The organism is Angustibacter sp. McL0619, from assembly GCF_049994355.1.
Lineage (GTDB): Bacteria > Actinomycetota > Actinomycetes > Actinomycetales > Angustibacteraceae > Angustibacter.
This window is the reverse complement of record NZ_CP188257.1, coordinates 1,163,023-1,180,986: the sequence shown is the minus strand read 5'-3', so window position 1 is coordinate 1,180,986 and position 17,964 is coordinate 1,163,023. Positions and strand designations below refer to the sequence as shown.

Below are 17,964 nucleotides of genomic sequence, written 5' to 3'. Positions count from 1 at the left end.
GCAGTCACCGGCCCTAGGGCACCGGGACGACCAGGTCGGCCCTGGCGATGCCCTCCTGGACCAGCAGCGCGTTGGCCTCGTCGCTGCCCAGGGTGCGCTGCCAGGACTCGGCGTCCGAGCGCCCGAAGTGTTGGTGCCGGGCGGCCAGCCGCTGCCGGCGCAGCTCGACGTCCAGGTCCAGGTACCAGACCTCGTCGAGCAGGTCGCGCACTCCGGACCACGGCTGCTCGTCCAGGAGCAGGTAGTTGCCCTCGGTGAGGACCACCTGGACGTCCGGTCCCACCGCGATCGCACCGGCCACCGGCTCCTCGATCTCGCGCCGGAACTGCGGCGCGTAGACCACGATGGAATCGTTGCGCCGCAGGCGTTCCAGCAACGCGTGGTACCCCCAGGCGTCGAAGGTCCGCGGCGCCCCCTTGACGTCAGCCAGGCCGAGCGCGTCGAGCCTGGCCTGGGCGAGGTGGAAGCCGTCCATCGGGACCAGCACCGCCTCGAGCCCGCTGCGCCGCAGCGTCCGGACCAGGTCCGCGGCGACGGTCGACTTGCCCGCGCCCGGCGGCCCGGTGATCCCGAGCAGCGCGCGGCGGCCGCCGTCCCGCGCCACGATGGCGCGCGCCCGCTCGGCCAGCCCCTCGACGTCCACCCGGCCATGCTGGACGCCATGCAGGGTGCTCGGCAAGCCAGCGCGCGACAGGATGGGGCCATGGCAGACAGCAGCGAGCAGTTCCGGGTCGAGCACGACACGATGGGCGAGGTGCGGGTTCCGGCATCCGCGCTGTGGGGTGCGCAGACCCAGCGGGCCGTGCAGAACTTCCCCATCTCCGGGGTGCCGGTCGAGCCGGCCGTGGTCCACGCGCTGGCCAGGATCAAGGGCGCCGCCGCGCGGGTCAACGCCCGGCTCGGAGTGCTGGACCAGGACGTCGCGGACGCCATCGTCGTTGCGGCGCAGCAGGTCATCGACGGCGAGCACGACGACCAGTTCCCGATCGACGTGTTCCAGACCGGCTCGGGAACCTCGACCAACATGAACGTCAACGAGGTGCTGGCCCGGCTGGCGAGCGCCGAGCTCGGGCGTGCGGTGCACCCGAACGACCAGGTGAACGCGTCGCAGTCCAGCAACGACACGTTCCCCACCGGCCTGCACCTGGCCGCCACCGACGCCGTGGTGAACGACGTGGTGCCCGCACTGGAGCACCTCGCGGAGTCGTTGCGGCGCAAGGCTGCCGAGTTCTCCGACGTCGTGAAGGCCGGGCGGACGCACCTGATGGACGCTGTGCCGGTGACGCTGGGTCAGGAGTTCGACGGCTACGCGGCGCAGATGCTGGCCGGCGTGGAGCGGCTGCGCTCGACGCTGCCCAGGCTGGCCGAGGTGCCGCTCGGCGGGACGGCGGTCGGCACCGGGATCAACACCCCGCCCGGTTTCGCCGAGCAGGTCGTCGCCGAGCTGGCCGCGGCCACCGGTCTGCCGCTGCGCGAGGCGCGCAACCACTTCGAGGCCCAGGGTGCCCGGGACGGCCTGGTGGAGCTGTCCGGGCAGTTGCGCACCGTCGCGGTGAGCCTGGTCAAGCTGTGCAACGACCTGCGGTGGATGGGCTCGGGCCCGCGGACCGGCCTGGGCGAGCTGCGGCTGCCAGATCTGCAGCCGGGGTCGAGCATCATGCCCGGCAAGGTCAACCCGGTGCTCCCCGAGGCCACCCTGCAGGTCTGCGCGCAGGTCATCGGCCACGACGCGACGGTGACCTTCGCCGGCGCCAGCGGCAGCTTCGAGCTGAACGTGATGATGCCGGTCATGGGGCGCGCAGTGCTCGAGTCGACCCGGCTGCTGGCCGCCGCCTGCCGGTTGCTGGCCGACGGGTGCGTGGACGGGCTCGTGGCGGACGTCGAGCGCTGCCGCGAGCTGGCCGAGTCCTCGCCGTCCGTCGTGACCCCGTTGAACCGGGTGATCGGCTACGAGGCGGCCGCCGCGGTGGCCAAGAAGGCGGTGACCGACCGGACGACGATCCGGCAGGCCGTGCTGGATCTCGGCTACGTGCAGCGCGGGGAGCTCACCGAGCAGCAGCTGGACGCCGCGCTGGACGTCGACGCCATGGCCCGGCCGACCAGCTGATCAGTACCAGCCGGAACCCTGGCTGTGCGACCAGGCCGCGCAGGGCGAGCCGTAGCTGGAGCGGATGTACTGCAGGCCCCACTTGATCTGGGTCACCGGGTTGGTCCTCCAGTCGCCGGCGACCGTGCCCATCTTGCTGCCGGGCAGGGCCTGCGGGATGCCGTAGGCGCCGGACGAGGCGTTGGACGCGTGCAGGCTCCAGCCGCTCTCCTTCTGCCAGAGCGAGTCGAGGCAGCCGTACTGGCCCGAGCTGAAGCCGTAGTCACCGAGCAGGCTCCTGGCGATCGAGCGCGGGTCCATCGACTGCAGGCGGGCGCGCTCCTTGGCGCGGCTGGCCCGCTCACGGGCGGCAGCGCGCGCCTTGGCGGCCTTGCGGCGGGCCGCCTTGGCCTTCGCGACGGCGGCGAGCATGGCGCGGTGCTGGGCGGCGTCCGAAGCGAGCCTGTGTCGGGCGACCATCGGGCGGGGGTCGACCTCGATGCGTTCGGCGATGACGTCGGCGGTCACCTGCATGCGCGGGCTCACCGCCTCGGCGGGTTCCTTCTCGTTCGTGGCGATGCCCGCGGCCACCGCGGCAGTGGCGGCCAGGGCGGTCATGCTGGACAGCAGGGGCCGGCGCAGGGCGCGTCGAATCACGAAGTACCTTCCATCGGCCGTGCCCCGCGTGCGAAGCGGCACGGTCTGCGTCACCCCGGTCCGGGCCCGCCGGGCGGCGCCGTCACGGCCCGCCCCAGGGGATGCGCACACGGGCGCCCGAACGGCCCCGACGACGCCGGTAGGCGCCGGGGAGCCGAGACCAGGGGTGATCTCAGTTCGTCGACCACCCTGCGCACAGGTACGAACCGCGCGCAAACGGTGCACACAGAACCATCACGACTGGCTCGACGCAGAGTGATAATTGCGCACGCAACGTCAAGATCGTGACCCGTCACACACGTTCGGACACGACTCGTGACGCGTTGGCGGGGTCTCAGCGAGGGCTGAGACCCGACAACGCGTCACAAGTTCATGGACGACGGGTGAGGGTGGCTCAGACCTCGAGCCCCTCGAGCAGGTCCGTGACCAGAGCCGCGATCGGCGAGCGCTCGGAGCGGGTCAGCGTGACGTGCGCGAACAGCGGGTGACCCTTGAGCGCCTCGATGACCGCCGCGACGCCGTCGTGCCGGCCCACCCGCAGGTTGTCCCGCTGCGCGACATCGTGGGTGAGCACGACCTTGGAGTTCTGCCCGACCCGGCTGAGCACGGTGAGCAGCACGTTGCGCTCCAGCGACTGGGCCTCGTCGACGATCACGAAGGCGTCGTGCAGCGAGCGACCTCGGATGTGGGTCAGCGGCAGCACCTCGAGCATGCCGCGGTCCATGACCTCCTCGACGACCTCACTGCTGATCAGCGCGCCGAGGGTGTCGAACACGGCCTGGCCCCACGGGCCCATCTTCTCGGCCTCGGTGCCCGGCAGGTAGCCGAGGTCCTGGCCGCCGACGGCGTACAGCGGTCGGAAGACGATGACCTTGCGGTGCTGGCGCCGCTCCATCACGGCCTCCAGCCCGGCGCACAGAGCCAGCGCGCTCTTGCCGGTGCCGGCCCGCCCGCCGAGGCTGAGGATGCCGATGTCGGGATCCAGCAGCATGTCCAGGGCGATCCGCTGCTCGGCGCTGCGCCCGTGCAGCCCGAACGCGTCACGGTCGCCGCGCACCAGGCGGACCTGCTTGTCCGGGGTGGTCCGCCCCAGCCCGCTGCCCCGCTCGGAGACCAGCACCACGCCGGTGTGGCAGGGCAGGTCCGCGGCCGCGGCCAGGTCCAGGTGGCCCTCGTCGTACAGCGTCGCCACGTCGTCCGCGGTGACCTCGAGCTCGGCCATCCCGGTCCAGCCGGTGTCCACGGCCAGCTCGGCCCGGTACTCCTCGGCGACCAGACCGACCGCTGACGCCTTGACGCGCAGCGGCAGGTCCTTGCTGACCAGGGTCACCTGGGCACCCTCGTCGGCGAGGTTCTTGGCCACCGCCAGGATGCGGGTGTCGTTGTCAGCCAGCCGGAAGCCGGCCGGCAGTGTCGTCGCGTCGGTGTGGTTCAGCTCGACCCGCAGGGTGCCGCCGTCGTCCAGCTGCAGGGGAGCGTCCAGCCGACCGTGCTTGACCCGCAGGTCGTCCAGCAGGCGCAGCGCGGTGCGAGCGAAGTAGCCGAGCTCCGGGTGGTGCCGCTTGCCCTCCAGCTCGGTCACGACCACCACCGGCAGCACGACCTCGTGCTCGGCGAAGCGCAGCATGGCGCGCGGATCGGACAGCAGCACGGAGGTGTCGAGCACGAACGTCCGTCGATCAGTGATCACGTGGGCTCCCCTGGGCCGGGGTCGCACCCCGGCCACGTCCGCGGGTCAGGTGCCGGGACCGGGCCCCCGTGAGGGCCGAGATCCGGCCCTCCCCGCGACCTGCAGGTCGCGTCACGTGGGCCTCCCGGACGGACTGGCAGGGAGCCGGCCCGTCACGTTGGACGCTACGCCGCGCACGGAGCGGTCCCGAGCCAACACGCCGCAGCGATCGGGTGAACGCCAGCCCTCCAGTCGGGGCCCTGACGTACCGATGGTGAGCACGAGGGGAAGCCCGACCCCGACCACAGGAGACCCGTCGTCATGCAGGCTGCTCCCGAGGGGAAGTCCAGCGCGAGCTGGGCCTTCGACCTCGCGGTGATGCTCATCGGTGCCGCGCTCGGCGCAGGCGCCGCGATCGCCTTTGCCCTCTCCGGCGGCATGGACAGCCGCTGGTTCCTGTCCTGCCTGGTCGGCGTCCCGCTGATCGTCCTGCTGTCCCAGTTCCCGCTGCGGCTCTCCCGGCACGGCGTCGGCATCGAGGTGGGCTTCGAGTCGGCCGTCCTGGTCACGCTCGTGGTGCTCGGCGATGCCCACGGCGCACTGACCATGTGGGCGATCGGTCAGGCGGCTACCCAGCTGTGGAAGCGCAAGCGGCTCGACATCCGGCTGTTCAACATCGCCATCACGATCATCTGCGGCACCGTTGCGGTCCTGGTCATGCAGCTCGGCGACGGCCTCGGGCGGACGTCGCCAGCCGAGCTCGTCGCGGTCGGTGCGGGCTGCGTCGTGTTCTTCATGCTCGACTACCTGGTCTCGGCCGTCTCGGTCGCGATCGAGGAGCGCAGCAGCTTCGGGTCGCAGCTGCGGCACAACAGCGCCGTGCTCGCCGGCCTGGTCTTCGTCGGCATCGACAGCCTCGGCTACCTGGCCGGGCTGGTGATGCGCGCGCTGCCGCCGTGGGCCAGCCTGCTGCTCGGGGTGCCGCTGGCCACCATCCTGATCGCCAGCCAGGCGCTGAGCAGGCACGCCGAGCAGCGGCGACGACTGAAGAGCCTGTTCGAGGCCACCCAGGCGATCTTCGGCGCCGAGTCACCGAGCGAGGTGGTCGGCCTGCTCGACGAGCACGCCGAGCTGGTGCTGGACCGCCCGCAGACCGGCGTCCGGGACACCGCACCCGGCGAGAAGGAGGTCGGCGCCCCCGTGGTCGGACGCGCCGAGCCCACCTGGCTCGTCGCTCCGCGAGGGCAGCTCGGCAGCAACGACAACGAGCTGGACCGCCAAGCGCTGGAGTCGCTGGCCGGGGTCGGCGAGCAGACCTTCGCCCGGCTCGCCCTGGTCGAGCAGCTCGGCCGCCAGGCCCGGACCGACGGGCTGACCGGCCTGCCCAACCGGGTGGAGTTCAACGAGCGGCTCGAGGCGGCGCTGGCCGGCGCGAACGCCCGCAGCCAGGTCGCCGTCCTCTACCTCGACCTGGACGGGTTCAAGTCCGTCAACGACCGCTTCGGGCACATGGCCGGCGACGAGCTGCTGCGCATCGTGGCCGAGCGGCTGACCCCAACCGTCCGCGCGGACGACTGCGTCGCCCGGCTGGGCGGCGACGAGTTCGCCATCCTGCTCACCGAGGTCTGGGACGTCAAGGAGCTCGAGCAGATCTGCCAGCGGGTGCTGACCGCGGTCCGCCGGGAGGCGGTCGTGGCCGGGCACGGCGTGGTGGTCAGCACCAGCGTGGGTGTCGTGCTGTCCAGCGGCGGGGACGACGCCGCCGAGGTGATGCGCAACGCCGACATGGCCATGTACAGCGCCAAGGGCATGGGCAAGAGCCAGTACCGGCTCTACGAGGACTCGCTGCGCACCGACCGCATCCTGCGTCTGGAGCTGATCGAGGCCCTGCGCACCGGGATCGACCGCGACCTGGTCGTGCACTACCAGCCGGTGGTCAGCCTGACCACCGGCCGGATCGGCGGGGTCGAGGCGCTGGTGCGCTGGCGCCGCGACGGAGCGCTGGTGCCGCCGGACCTGTTCATCCCGGCAGCCGAGGACAGCGGGCTGATCGTCCCGCTCGGACGGCGCGTGCTGGCCCAGGTGGTCGCCGACTCGGCCGCGCTGGTGCAAGCCGCCGGCGGTCCGATCGACCTCGCCGTGAACATGTCCGCCCACCAGCTGCACGACCCCGACTTCCTGCCGCAGGTCGGCGCCGCGGTAGCCGCGTTCGGCGACTCCCGGCTGGTGCTGGAGATGACCGAGACCGTGCTGGTCCAGGACGACCCGCACACCGCAGCGACCCTGGACGACCTGACCGCGGCCGGCGCCCGGCTGTCCATCGACGACTTCGGGGTCGGCTTCTCCTCGATCGGCTACCTGCAGCACCTGCCGGTCGGCGTGGTCAAGATCGACCGCTCGTTCGTGCGCGACATCGACCACCTGCCGCGCTCGCGAGCCCTGGTCGACGCCATCCTGGTGATGGCCTCCGCGCTGGAGCTGGACGTCGTCGCCGAGGGCATCGAGCGTGAGTCGCAGGCCGACGTCCTGCGGCTGGCCGGTTGCGCGGACGGCCAGGGCTACCTGTACGCCCGGCCGCAGCCGCTCGAGGAGGTGCTGGCCACCCTGCGTCGCGAGGCGGCCCGCACGGTGCGTGCCGCGGGCTGAGCACCGTGGCGCCGGCCGGCTCCAGCAGCCTCGACGTGTGACCCGATGAGGTACGCGAGCACGGTGTGATCACCCCGGGTTCGCGTACCTCATCGACGCCACACGGTGCGCTGGGCGCCGGACGTCAGGTGCCGAAGCGACGCTCGCGCTGGCCGTACGCGCGCAGCGCGCGCAGGAAGTCGACCTTGCGGAAGTCCGGCCAGTACGCCTCGCAGAAGTAGAACTCGCTGTGCGCGCTCTGCCAGAGCAGGAAACCGCCGAGTCGCTGCTCGCCCGAGGTGCGGATCACCAGGTCGGGGTCGGGCTGGCCACGGGTGTAGAGGTGCTCGCTGATGTGCTCGACGTCCAGGATCTCGGCGAGCTCCTCGATCGAGGTGCCCTTGGCCGCGTGCTCCTTCATCAGGGAGCGGACGGCGTCGGCGATCTCGCGTCGGCCGCCGTAGCCGATCGCCGCGTTGACGGTCCGCCCGCTGATGTGGCGGGTCCGCTCGTCCAGCTCCTTGAGCGTGCGCTGGGTGTCGTCCGGCAGCAGGTCGAGCGCGCCCACCGGGTGCACCCGCCAGCGGCCGGTCGCGGCGATCCGCTCAGTGAGGTCCTCGATGATCGGCATCAGGGCGGCGAGCTCTTCGGGTGGCCGGTTGAAGTTGTCGGTGGACAGCAGCCACAGGGTGACGACCTCGACGCCGACCTCGTCGCACCACTGCAGCAGGCGCTCCATGTTGTCCGCCCCGGCGGCGTGCCCGACGGCCGAGCCGGCACCGGCCGCACGTGCCCATCGCCGGTTGCCGTCGACGATCACGCCGACGTGCCGAGGGATCGCGGTCGGAGCGAGGGACGCCGCCAGCCGGCGCTCGTAGACGCCATAGACGAGGTTGCGCAAACCCACTGCTGCCCCTTCGTCATTCATGATCCACCTGCCTGATCAGGCGGCCTCGGTCACGCTACTCCCGTATGGTGGATCGGGACGGACAGGACGTTCCTGGAGGCCCGGGATTCACGGCATCTTCACCTGGATCACTAGGCTACGCGGTAGTAACTTACGCAACCGTAGGTTAGGATGTTGTGCCATGAGCCACCTGCCACCGGCGCCCGACCAGCCGTCGACGTCCGGCGTGCGCTACCGCCTCGAGCAGCAGGTCGAGCGCGTCGGTGACTCGATGGGCGAGGCCGTCAGCGTCGTCTCCGAGGCCGTCGCCGCGGTCAAGCCGAAGCTGCGCGGCTGGCTGCACGCCGGCACGTTCCCGCTGGTGGTCGCGGCCGGCATCGTGCTGATCGCCCTGGCGCCCAGCACCGCGGGCCGGATCACCGCCACGATCTTCACGCTGAGCGCCGCGCTGCTCTTCGGCACCAGCGCGCTGTACCACCGCGGCAACTGGTCACCGCGCACGGCCGTGCTGCTCAAGCGGATGGACCACTCGAACATCTTCCTGATCATCGCCGGCAGCTACACACCGTTCGCGGCGCTGCTGCTGCCACCCGGCAAGGCCCGCACCCTGCTCTTCGTGGTGTGGACCGGCGCCGTGCTCGGGGTGCTGTTCCGGGTGTTATGGGTGGGCGCCCCTCGCTGGCTGTACACCCCGGTCTACGTCGCGCTCGGCTGGGTCGCGGTGTTCTACATGCCGGCCTTCCTGCACAGCGGTGGCGTGGCGCTGATCGTGCTGATCATCGTCGGCGGCGCGCTCTACACCGTCGGCGCGCTCATCTACGGCATCAAGCGGCCGAACCTCAGCCCGCGTTGGTTCGGCTTCCACGAGCTCTTCCACGCGTGCACCGTCGCGGCCTTCGTCGTGCACTACATCGCGGTGTCCTTCGCGGTGTACTCGCACCCCGCCTAGCCAGGCCTGCGGACGAAGCGGCGCAGCACCTCGGGATCGGACGTCGGCAGGTCGCAGACCATCCCCCGGCAGGGATAGGCAAGGGCCCCAGTGCCGGCCGTCCCGCGCTGCTCGAGCAACGGCACCGCAGGCGGGGCGCCCGACTCCCCCACGGCCACCACGAGACCGGGAGCGGTCCCGTTGAGCGCGACCTGCCACAGCTGGGACGTCGCAGAGTCGTCCCACCCACCCACCACCGCCACCTCGCGCGGACCGTCCAGAGCGGCCTCGGCGACGGCCAGCCCCCAGCCGGCGAAGCGCGGTGACGTCGCGGCGATCCGGGCGGTGACCGCGAGCGCGCTCTCGGCCACGTCGCGGGCCGTGGCGTCGCCGCTCAGCGCCGCCCAGGACAGCAGGGCACCCGCGGCCGCGGCCACCCCGGACGGGTAGGCGTTGTCCCCCGGATCGGCCGGACGTCGGGTGCCGGCGTGGGCGAGCAGTGGGTCCGGGTCGTCCAGCGGGGTGTCGCTGAGACCGGTCCCGACGTCCCAGAACCGTTCCAGCAGTGCGGCGACGAGCTCGGACGACGCATCGGACCACCGCCGCTCACCAGTGACCGCGTACAGCGCCAGCAACCCCTCGACCAGGTCGCCCTGGTCCTCCAGCGTTCCTGACGGGTCGCCGGCCACTCCGCCGAGCGAGACCCGGCGCAGCCGTCCGTCGACCACGTGCACGTCGAGCAGCAGGGATGCCGCCCGGCGAGCGGCCTCGACCAGGTCGGGGCGGTCCAGCAGGGCACCGGTCTCGGCCAGCGATGCGACGGCAAGTCCGTTCCAGGCCGCGACCACCTTGTCGTCACGCACGGGCTGGGGGCGTCCGGCCCGGGGGCTGCGCAGCCGGGCGCGGACGTCCTGCCAACGCTGCACGGTGGCCGGGTCGGCGTCGGGTGCGTCCACGTCGACGAGCAGCCGCAGGGTCGAGGTGCCGTGCTCGAAGGTGCCGGCCTCGGTGACCCCGAAGGCGCGGGCCGCCCACACCCCGTCGTCCTGGCCGAGCACCTCGACCAGCTCGGCCGGCGTCCACACGTACGTCAGCCCCTCGACGCCGTGCCCGCCGTCGCCGGTCGGGGTGTCGGCATCCAGCGCGCTGGCCAGCCCTCCTTCCGCGGTGCCCAAGCGGTGCAGCAGGAAGTCGCAGGTCTCCAGGGCGATCCGGCGGCCCAGCGGGTCGCCGGTCAGCCGCCACCAGTGCAGGTAGACCCGGGCCAGCAACGCGTTGTCGTAGAGCATCTTCTCGAAGTGCGGCACCACCCAGGCGGCGTCCACGCTGTACCGGGCGAAGCCGCCTTCGAGCTGGTCGTAGGTGCCGCTGGACGCCATGTGCCGCAACGTGTTCGCGGCCAGGTCGAGCGCGATGGCGCCGCTGGCACCTGGCTGGGTGCCGGTGCGCGCAGCATGGCGGAGCAGCCACTCCAGGACCATGGACGGCGGGAACTTCGGTGCGCCACCGAACCCGCCGTGGACCCGGTCGTGCTGCTCGGCCAGGGCGCGCACCCAGCCCTCGAGGTCGGCCGGCCCGGGCGGCGCGGCATCCGCAGACGCGCTCGCCTGCCCGGCGCGCTGGCCGGTCAGCGCCTCGGTGATCCTGGCGCTGGCACCCTCGACCTCGTGTCGTCGCTCGCGCCACGCCTCGCTCGCCGCGGCGATCAGCTGGCGGAAGGACGCCATCCCCTGCCGGGCCGTGGGCGGGTAGTAGGTGCCGGCGTGGAACACGGTGCCGTCCGGAGTGAGCAGCACGGTCATCGGCCAGCCGCCATGACCGGTCAGCGCAACCGTGGCTTCCATGTAGACGGCGTCCACGTCGGGGCGCTCCTCGCGGTCCACCTTGATCGACACGAAGGCCGCGTTCAGCTCGGCGGCCGTCTGCTCGTCCTCGAAGGACTCGTGGGCCATCACGTGGCACCAGTGGCAGGACGCGTAGCCGACGCTCAGCAGGATCGGCACGTCGCGACGGCGGGCCTCCTCGAACGCCTCGGGACCCCACTCCTGCCAGTCGACGGGATTGTCCTTGTGCTGCAGCAGGTACGGGCTAGTAGCTGAGGCGAGGCGGTTCATCAGACGGCTGGCCTCCCGTTCTCCGAACCAGTGATGTTCGCTGTAAGTCGACCGGCGACCTGAACTCAGCAGAGCACATCTTCCTGACCCGCGCTCAGGTGCGGGAACGGTCCCTTCCCTGAGCGACCTACTCAGATGCGTTTCGCGACGGGCATGGACTGCCGTGTGATGGTCAGGACCTGCTGAGCCACCAGCTCGAAGGTCTCCAGGTCCCGCTCGGCGCGAGCGATGGCGACCGCGCCCTCAGCCGAGGTCATGGTCAGTGCGGCGAGCGACCGTGCCTTGGTCGGCGTCAGGCCACCCTCGACGAACAACGACTCCAGGTGACTCTGCCAGCTGCGGAAGATCTGCCCGGCGTCGTCACGGATCTGCGCCGGCTCGCCGGCGACGGCGACCGCCAGCACGGCGCAGCCGGCCCGAAGGTCGGTCTCGGTGAGCAGAGCGCGCCACATGGCGAAGAACCGCTCGACCACGACATCGGCAGGTTGGCCGCGCACCGGCTCGAGCGCGCGCAGGGCTCGGTCACTGGCCAGGTCGAGCGCCGCCCGGTACAGCTCCTCCTTGCCGCCCGGAAAATGGTGGTACGTGGACCCTCGGGCCGCACCCGTCTCCTTCAGGACGTCGCCGAACGAAGCCCCTGGCGGTCCCTGCGTGGCCAGCAGACGGACCGCGCCGGCCACCATCCGAGCCCGAACCTCACCCTTCGCCAACCCGGCCTCCAGCCATCAACTATGTACACCTGCATACTTTCCTGCCTACTATGCCGACCACCATACTTCTGGAGGTGGCACCATGCCGATGATCGACGTCTATGCGCGCCCCGGGACCTTCACCGACCCGAAAGCCCTCGCAACCGAGCTGGCCCGCACCTTGATGGAGCTCGAGGGCGTCCCGCCGATCGCACTGTTCCGACAGAACACGGCTGCCTTCGTGCACGACACCGCCCTGTCGAACGTCGACGGCGACGACGACCGGGTCCGTGTCCAGGTGCTCACCAACGCCGGCGCCCTGGACCGCGACAAGCAGCTCGCCGCCGTCCGCCAACTGACGGACGTGGTGGCTGCGGCCGCTGGAGACCCTGGACTGACCGACCGGACCTGGGTGCTTCTGACCGAGACCTACGACGGCGGGTGGGGCATCTCCGGTCACGCCTACACCAACGAAGAGCTCGTCACACGGGCTCGCAAGGAGCTCGCCGGCTAGCTCTGGCTGTGGCTCAACGAGTCGCGCGCTCGGTGTCGAGGCCGAGTATCCGCACACATTCGAGAGCGACGAAGACCTCGGCGGCGTCGACCGGTTTGGCCAGGTCGCGCCCAGTCATCTCCTCGAATCGGCGCAGCCGGTACCGGACGGTGTTGCGATGCAGATGCAGCTGCTCTGCGGCACGCGAGCTCGAGCCGTCCGCGGCAAGCCAGATGCGTACGGTGTGCATCATCACCGCCCGGTCGTCACGGGGCAGCTCGAGCACACGACCGACAACGGCACCAGCAAGGGCGGCGGCCTGGTCCGGCGCGCCGGCCAGGAGCACCGCGAGCGGATGCTGGTCGCACCGCACGACGTCACGAGATGACGGGGCCGCGGCGGTGCAGGCCAGCCGCGCCTGGCGTCTTGCGTCTGGAGCGTTAGCCAGCCCATGGAACACCGAGCTCACGCCGACCCGACCCCGCGCCAGTCCGGTCAGCTCCTCGACCAGCTGCTGCACCCCAAAGCCCGGCCGCAGCTCGACTAGCCCGTCGTGGTACTCGTGATCCAGGCGCCAGACCCCGGTGACGTTGTGCCGACGCAGCACACCTTCGACGTCCGCAAGCGCCTCGGCGCCGGGGGCAGCGCACTCGGCCGAGACGACGGCGAACTCGCCGCTGCGCGGCAGGTGCAACGCGCTGGCAGACTCCATCAGCTCCTCGGCCGCGGCGGAGTCACCGTCGAGGAGGCTGCTCACCAGCACCGCCCTCATCTGGCCGTCGCGCCGCACCTTGTCGGCCAGGGCCGTGCGATAGGCATCCGTCACCTGGCTCGACAACTCATCGCTCACGGCCCAGATGTCCGCCGCCGCGAGTAGCAGCACGTCGTGGGCCTCGGGGTCGGCCCGCTCGACGAGGAGCTCCCAGATGAACCGTCCGCCCACACGGAAGGCCTGCAGGACCGCGGCATAGGGAACACCCTGCTCGGCCCTGGCCGTCCCGGTGGCCCGCGGCGCGTCGATGCTGACGTGGGGCGCATCAGCCAGCTGGCCGAGCACGAACCGCGTGTTGTCACAGCACGACGCGATCAACTGCTCGTGAGGGACGAGCTCGCCGTCTGCGTACAGCGGAATCTCCACCCGCACTCGTTCCGCCATCTGCGCGCCGAGCATGTCGGCCTCGGGCAGAAGCCGCCGACTCAGCTCGCGGACCTCGGGCGCGACGTCCGGGCCGGGAGCGGCGATGGGACCAGCCATGGCCGCCAACCTAGCCCCGCGTTGTGCACGTGCACAGTCGCGACGTCCGGAAGTCGAGGCCCGGGGCCGAAGCGCTCCAAGGGGTGCGGGATCGACGCTGGAGGTCCCAGCACGCCATTCCCAACGCCCGACTCAACCCAGGACCCACCATGAACCTAGCCCGGCTCTTCACCGACACCGCCGCCACCCGCCCCGACCACATCGCCCTTCGCCTCAACGAGCAGACCATCAGCTATCAGCAGCTGGCCGAGGCCAGCGAGCGGGTCGCCGGCCTGCTCGTCGCCAACGGCGTCACTCCTGGTGACCGGGTCGCGGTCATGTTGCCCAACGTCCCCGAGTTCGCCTTGGTCTACTACGGAGTGCTCCGGGTCGGCGCAGTGGTCGTCCCCATGAACCCTTTGCTGAAGGCCCGCGAGATCGCCTACTACCTCTCGGACTCGCAGGCCCGGGTCGTCTTCGCGTCGCCGGCCGCCGCCGACGAGGTCGTCAAAGCCCTGCCGGAGGATGTCGGCACGAGCACGATCGTCGTCGAGCCCGACTCCTTCGCCAAGCTGCTGAGCGATCAGGACCGGGTGGACACCGTGGTCGACCGCGCGGCTGAAGACACCGCGGTGGTCCTCTACACCTCTGGAACCACCGGCCAGCCGAAGGGTGCGGAGCTCACCCATGCAAACCTGGTCAGCAACGCCGAGGTCACCCAGTCCGACCTGGTGCAGCTGACCGGGGACGACCTGGTCTTCGGCGGGCTTCCGCTGTTTCACTCCTTCGGCCAGACCTGCACCCTGAACGTGTCGATGGCCGCCGGCGCCACATTGCTGCTGCTGCCCCGGTTCAACGCAGCCGCGGCGGCCGAGCTGTCGGCGACGTACGGCGTCACTGTCTTCGCCGGCGTCCCCACGATGTATGCCGCTCTGGTCGGCCTCGAGGAGGCTCCACGGCTGCCCGATCTGCGCACCTGCATCTCAGGAGGCGCCGCGCTGCCTGTCGAGGTGCTGCACCGGTTCGAGGAGAAGTTCGGCTGCGAGGTGCTCGAGGGCTACGGCCTCTCGGAAACCTCGCCGGTCGCCTCCTTCAACCGCTCCGGCCCGAACCGCAGGCCGGGCTCGATCGGCTACCCGGTTACCGGTGTGCCGATGCAGGTCCTGGCCAAGGACGGCACTCCGGTGACGAATGGCGACGTCGGCGAGATCTCGATCCGCGGCCACAACGTGATGAAAGGCTATTGGCACAAGCCCGAGGCCACCGCCGACGTTCTCGACCGCGAGGGCTGGTTCCGAACTGGTGACATGGGCCGCGTCGACGAAGACGGCTTCTACTTCATCGTCGACCGGATGAAGGACCTGATCATCCGCGGCGGCTTCAACATCTACCCGCGTGAGATCGAGGAGGTGCTCTACGAGCACCCTGATGTCGCGGCGGCGGCGGTCGTCGGCATCCCGCACGTCGAGCTGGGCGAGGAGGTCGGTGCCGCAGTCGCCCTGCGACCCGGCGCGACAGTCAGTGAAGCCGAGCTGCGCGACTTCGTGAAGGCCCAGGTCGCGGCGTACAAGTACCCGCGTCGCGTCTGGTTCGTCGACGCCCTGCCCCTCGGTCCCACCGGCAAGGTGCTGAAGCGAGAGATCGTCCCGCCCGTCACCATCGAGGAGACCACGCGATGAGCACGACCAGCAGCCAGCTCGCCGATGACGCGACACCGCTCGACGTCCTCCTCGTCGACGCGGCCCTGACGCCGGCACGCCGCTTCCTACCCGACCGGTCCACCGCCAAGTGGGCGGCCTCGCTAGCCCGACGACCCCGCAACACCGCCCGCAGACTGGGCGGTCTTGGCGCCGAGGCAGGCCGGATCGTGGCTGGCACCTCCACTGTCACACCCAGGCGCGGTGACCGCCGGTTCACTGATGCCGCCTGGACCGACAACCCGCTGCTCGAACGGCTGGTCCAGCTCTACCTCGCCGGCGGACATACCCTCGATCAGCTCGTGACCGACGCCGACCTCGACCCCCGCGACCGCAAGCGGGTGGGCTTCCTGCTCGAGAATCTCGTCGAAGCCCTCGCACCGAGCAACTTTCCACTCGTCAACCCGGCCTCGGCGAAGGCCGTCATCGACACTGCCGGGCTGAGCCTGGTACGCGGCGGGAGCCAGCTGGTCAAGGACCTCGCCTCGTCGCCCCGGATCCCGGAGATGGTCGACACCAGCGGCTTCGTGCTCGGCGAGAACGTCGCCGCCACCCCTGGCGCGGTGGTCTTCCACAACGAGGTCCTGGAGCTGATCCAGTATCAGCCGCAGAGCGAGGAGGTGTACGAGGTGCCCGTGCTCGTAGTGCCGCCGACCATCAACAAGTTCTACGCCATCGACCTTGCACCTGGACGCAGCCTGGTGGAGTACAGCGTCCAGCACGGCCGGCAGATGTTCGTCATCTCCTGGCGCAACCCGGACGCCCGGCATGCCGACTGGAACATCGACACCTACGTCCGCGCGATCCTCGACGCCCTCGACGCCGTCGAGGAGATCAGCGGCTCGGCCACCACGGTGCTCGGCGGCATCTGCTCCGGGGGCATCCTGGCCAGCATCGCAGCGGCGTACCTCGCAGGCATCGGACGGCAGGACCGACTGGCCGCCGTCTGCCTCGCGGTCACCGTCATCGACAACCACGACGCAGGCACGGTCTCCGCGCTGACCGACCCGCGGCTGGCCACCCTGGCCAAGCAACGCTCGGCCCGCAAGGGATACCTCGACGGCCGTGCGCTCGCGGAGGTCTTCGCCTGGCTGCGACCTGGCGACCTGATCTGGAACTACTGGGTGAACAACTACCTGCTCGGCAGACGGCCGCCAGCCTTCGACATCCTGTTCTGGAACTCCGACACCACCCGGATGACCGCTGGCCTGCACGCCGACTTCGTCGACATCGCCGTAGACAACTCACTGACCCGGCCGCAGGGGATCACCGTGCTCGGCGTCCCGATCGACCTGGGCAGAATCACCGTCGACTCCTACGTGGCTGCCGGCATCGCCGACCACATCACACCGTGGGAGAACTGCTACCGCACCACCCAGCTGTTCGGCGGAACCACCCGGTTCGTCCTGTCGACCAGCGGCCACATCGCCGCACTGGTGAACCCGCCCGGCAACCCCAAGGCGACCTACCACACCAACAACGACGAGACCGCTGACCCGAAAGCATGGCTCAATGGCGCCGAGACCCATCAAGGCACCTGGTGGGCCGACATCGGCGAATGGCTGAACGCACGCTGTGGCGAACTGGTCCCCGCGCCCACAGACCTGGGCTCGGTCCGACTGCCCGTGCTCGCCGGGGCCCCCGGCACCTACGTGATGGACAAGTGAGGCAACCATGTTTGAGAACATCGCCCGGGCCCGCGGGACCGACTTCTTCAAGATCGGCGACCAGTTGACGCCGGAGGAGCGCGAATACTGGAACCGTGCCCGGCACTTCGTCGACGACGAGGTGCTGCCCGTGATCAACGGCTTCTGGGAGCGCGCGGAGTTCCCCCGTGAGCTGGTCCGCCGACTCGGCGAGCTCGGGCTGGTCGGAGACGGGATCGCCGGCTACGGCTGCCCGCCGATGAGTCCCATCGCCACCGGCCTGGTGCATCTCGAGCTCAACCGCGGCGACGGCAGCCTTGGCACTTTCCTCGGGGTTCAGGCCGGGCTGGCCATGCAGTCGATCGCGATGCTCGGCTCTGAGGAGCAGAAAGCACGGTGGCTGCCGAAGATGGCGGACGTCGACGCCCTCGGGGCGTTCGCCCTGACCGAGCCCGACCACGGATCCGACTCCGTCGGCCTCGAGACCACGGCGCGGCGTGACGGCGACACCTGGGTGCTCGACGGTCGGAAGAAGTGGATCGGCAACGGCACGGTCGCGGACGTCGTCGTCGTCTGGGCACGCGACGTCGCCGACGGCCAGGTCAAGGGGTTCCTCGTCGAGCCCGGCACGCCCGGGTACGACGCCCGCCGGATCGACGGCAAGGTCTCGCTCCGCGCGGTTTGGCAGGCCGAGATCACACTCACTGGTGTCGAGGTGTCGGAAGCAAACCGGCTCCCAGAGGCGAACAGCTTCCGCGACACCGCCCGCGTGCTGGCCGGCACCCGGAACGCCGTGGCCTGGGGTGCCCTCGGGCATGCCACCGCCGGGTACGAGATCGCGCTGGGCTACTGCACCGAGCGGACCCAGTTCGGCAAGCCACTCGTCAGCTTCCAGATCGTGCAGGACAAGCTGGTCAAGATGCTCGCCGAGGTCTGCTCGATGCAGCTCTACTGCCTCCGGCTCGGCCGCCTCATCGAGGAAGGCAGCCTGACCGACACGATCGCTGCGATCGCCAAGATGAACAACACCCGTAGGGCCCGCGAGGTCATCGCCGAGGCACGCGACCTACTGGGAGGCAACGGGATCCTGCTCGACTTTCACGTCATGCGACACATGGCCGACATGGAGGCGCTACACACCTATGAGGGAACCGAGACCATCCAGACCCTGATCGTCGGCCGGGACATCACCGGTGTCGGCGCCTTCTCCTGAGGTCGA

14 protein-coding genes are annotated in these 17,964 nt (G+C 70.6%); 7 read left to right on the top strand and 7 right to left on the bottom strand.

What is annotated here, in order from left to right; translation table 11 throughout:
* Positions 1 to 13 precede the first annotated feature (13 nt).
* The gene (locus ACPPVT_RS05170; RefSeq protein WP_426565957.1) at positions 14 to 643 is read right to left on the bottom strand and encodes a nucleoside/nucleotide kinase family protein; all 630 of its coding nucleotides are present in this window, start codon (positions 641 to 643) and stop codon (positions 14 to 16) included.
* A gap of 60 nt (positions 644 to 703) precedes the next feature.
* Here ACPPVT_RS05170 and ACPPVT_RS05165 point away from each other — a divergent pair, with 60 nt between their 5' ends.
* The gene (locus ACPPVT_RS05165; protein ID WP_426565956.1) at positions 704 to 2,107 is read left to right on the top strand and encodes a class II fumarate hydratase; all 1,404 of its coding nucleotides are present in this window, start codon (positions 704 to 706) and stop codon (positions 2,105 to 2,107) included.
* Here the strand turns inward: ACPPVT_RS05165 and ACPPVT_RS05160 are convergent, their stop codons facing one another.
* Together ACPPVT_RS05160 and ACPPVT_RS05155 are read right to left on the bottom strand one after the other, a co-directional pair.
* On the bottom strand, positions 2,108 to 2,743 hold the full coding sequence (locus tag ACPPVT_RS05160) for a hypothetical protein (RefSeq protein WP_426565955.1): 636 nt from the start codon (positions 2,741 to 2,743) through the stop codon (positions 2,108 to 2,110).
* A gap of 394 nt (positions 2,744 to 3,137) precedes the next feature.
* Entirely contained in the window at positions 3,138 to 4,370 is a 1,233-nt protein-coding gene (locus tag ACPPVT_RS05155; protein WP_426567058.1) for a PhoH family protein, read from the bottom strand.
* A gap of 363 nt (positions 4,371 to 4,733) precedes the next feature.
* Between ACPPVT_RS05155 and ACPPVT_RS05150 the strand changes: the two genes are divergently transcribed.
* The gene (locus ACPPVT_RS05150; protein ID WP_426565954.1) at positions 4,734 to 7,058 is read left to right on the top strand and encodes a putative bifunctional diguanylate cyclase/phosphodiesterase; all 2,325 of its coding nucleotides are present in this window, start codon (positions 4,734 to 4,736) and stop codon (positions 7,056 to 7,058) included.
* Positions 7,059 to 7,182: 124 nt separating this feature from the next.
* On the opposite strand, the gene ACPPVT_RS05145 is transcribed toward ACPPVT_RS05150, so the two are convergent.
* On the bottom strand, positions 7,183 to 7,965 hold the full coding sequence (locus tag ACPPVT_RS05145) for an isoprenyl transferase (protein ID WP_426565953.1): 783 nt from the start codon (positions 7,963 to 7,965) through the stop codon (positions 7,183 to 7,185).
* A 250-nt stretch (positions 7,966 to 8,215) separates the two neighbouring features.
* Here ACPPVT_RS05145 and trhA point away from each other — a divergent pair, with 250 nt between their 5' ends.
* Entirely contained in the window at positions 8,216 to 8,893 is a 678-nt protein-coding gene (gene trhA, locus ACPPVT_RS05140; protein ID WP_426567057.1) for a PAQR family membrane homeostasis protein TrhA, read from the top strand.
* Here trhA and ACPPVT_RS05135 read toward each other — a convergent pair.
* Positions 8,890 to 10,986 (bottom strand): thioredoxin domain-containing protein, encoded by a 2,097-nt coding sequence (locus tag ACPPVT_RS05135; protein WP_426565952.1) that lies wholly within the window; start codon positions 10,984 to 10,986, stop codon positions 8,890 to 8,892. The genes trhA and ACPPVT_RS05135 overlap by 4 nt on opposite strands.
* A 131-nt stretch (positions 10,987 to 11,117) precedes the next feature.
* On the bottom strand, positions 11,118 to 11,669 hold the full coding sequence (locus tag ACPPVT_RS05130; RefSeq protein WP_426565951.1) for a TetR/AcrR family transcriptional regulator: 552 nt from the start codon (positions 11,667 to 11,669) through the stop codon (positions 11,118 to 11,120).
* Positions 11,670 to 11,778: 109 nt separating this feature from the next.
* Between ACPPVT_RS05130 and ACPPVT_RS05125 the strand changes: the two genes are divergently transcribed.
* Entirely contained in the window at positions 11,779 to 12,189 is a 411-nt protein-coding gene (locus ACPPVT_RS05125; protein WP_426565950.1) for a tautomerase family protein, read from the top strand.
* A gap of 13 nt (positions 12,190 to 12,202) precedes the next feature.
* Here ACPPVT_RS05125 and ACPPVT_RS05120 read toward each other — a convergent pair whose 3' ends face one another.
* Positions 12,203 to 13,423 carry a PucR family transcriptional regulator gene (locus ACPPVT_RS05120; RefSeq protein WP_426565949.1) on the bottom strand — a complete coding sequence of 407 codons (1,221 nt, stop codon included), beginning with the start codon at positions 13,421 to 13,423 and terminating at the stop codon, positions 12,203 to 12,205.
* Between the two features lie 149 nt (positions 13,424 to 13,572).
* Here ACPPVT_RS05120 and ACPPVT_RS05115 point away from each other — a divergent pair, with 149 nt between their 5' ends.
* The 3 genes from ACPPVT_RS05115 to ACPPVT_RS05105 are packed head-to-tail and all read left to right on the top strand — an operon-like array spanning position 13,573 to position 17,958.
* Positions 13,573 to 15,081, top strand: coding sequence for a long-chain-fatty-acid--CoA ligase (locus ACPPVT_RS05115; protein ID WP_426565948.1), 1,509 nt, complete (start codon positions 13,573 to 13,575; stop codon positions 15,079 to 15,081).
* Positions 15,078 to 16,766 carry a PHA/PHB synthase family protein gene (locus ACPPVT_RS05110; RefSeq protein WP_426565947.1) on the top strand — a complete coding sequence of 563 codons (1,689 nt, stop codon included), beginning with the start codon at positions 15,078 to 15,080 and terminating at the stop codon, positions 16,764 to 16,766. The genes ACPPVT_RS05115 and ACPPVT_RS05110 overlap by 4 nt, the downstream gene beginning before the upstream one ends.
* 7 nt (positions 16,767 to 16,773) lie before the next feature.
* Complete coding sequence (locus ACPPVT_RS05105; protein WP_426565946.1) at positions 16,774 to 17,958, top strand: acyl-CoA dehydrogenase family protein; 1,185 nt, start codon at positions 16,774 to 16,776, stop codon at positions 17,956 to 17,958.
* The last annotated feature ends 6 nt before the right edge of the window (positions 17,959 to 17,964 follow it).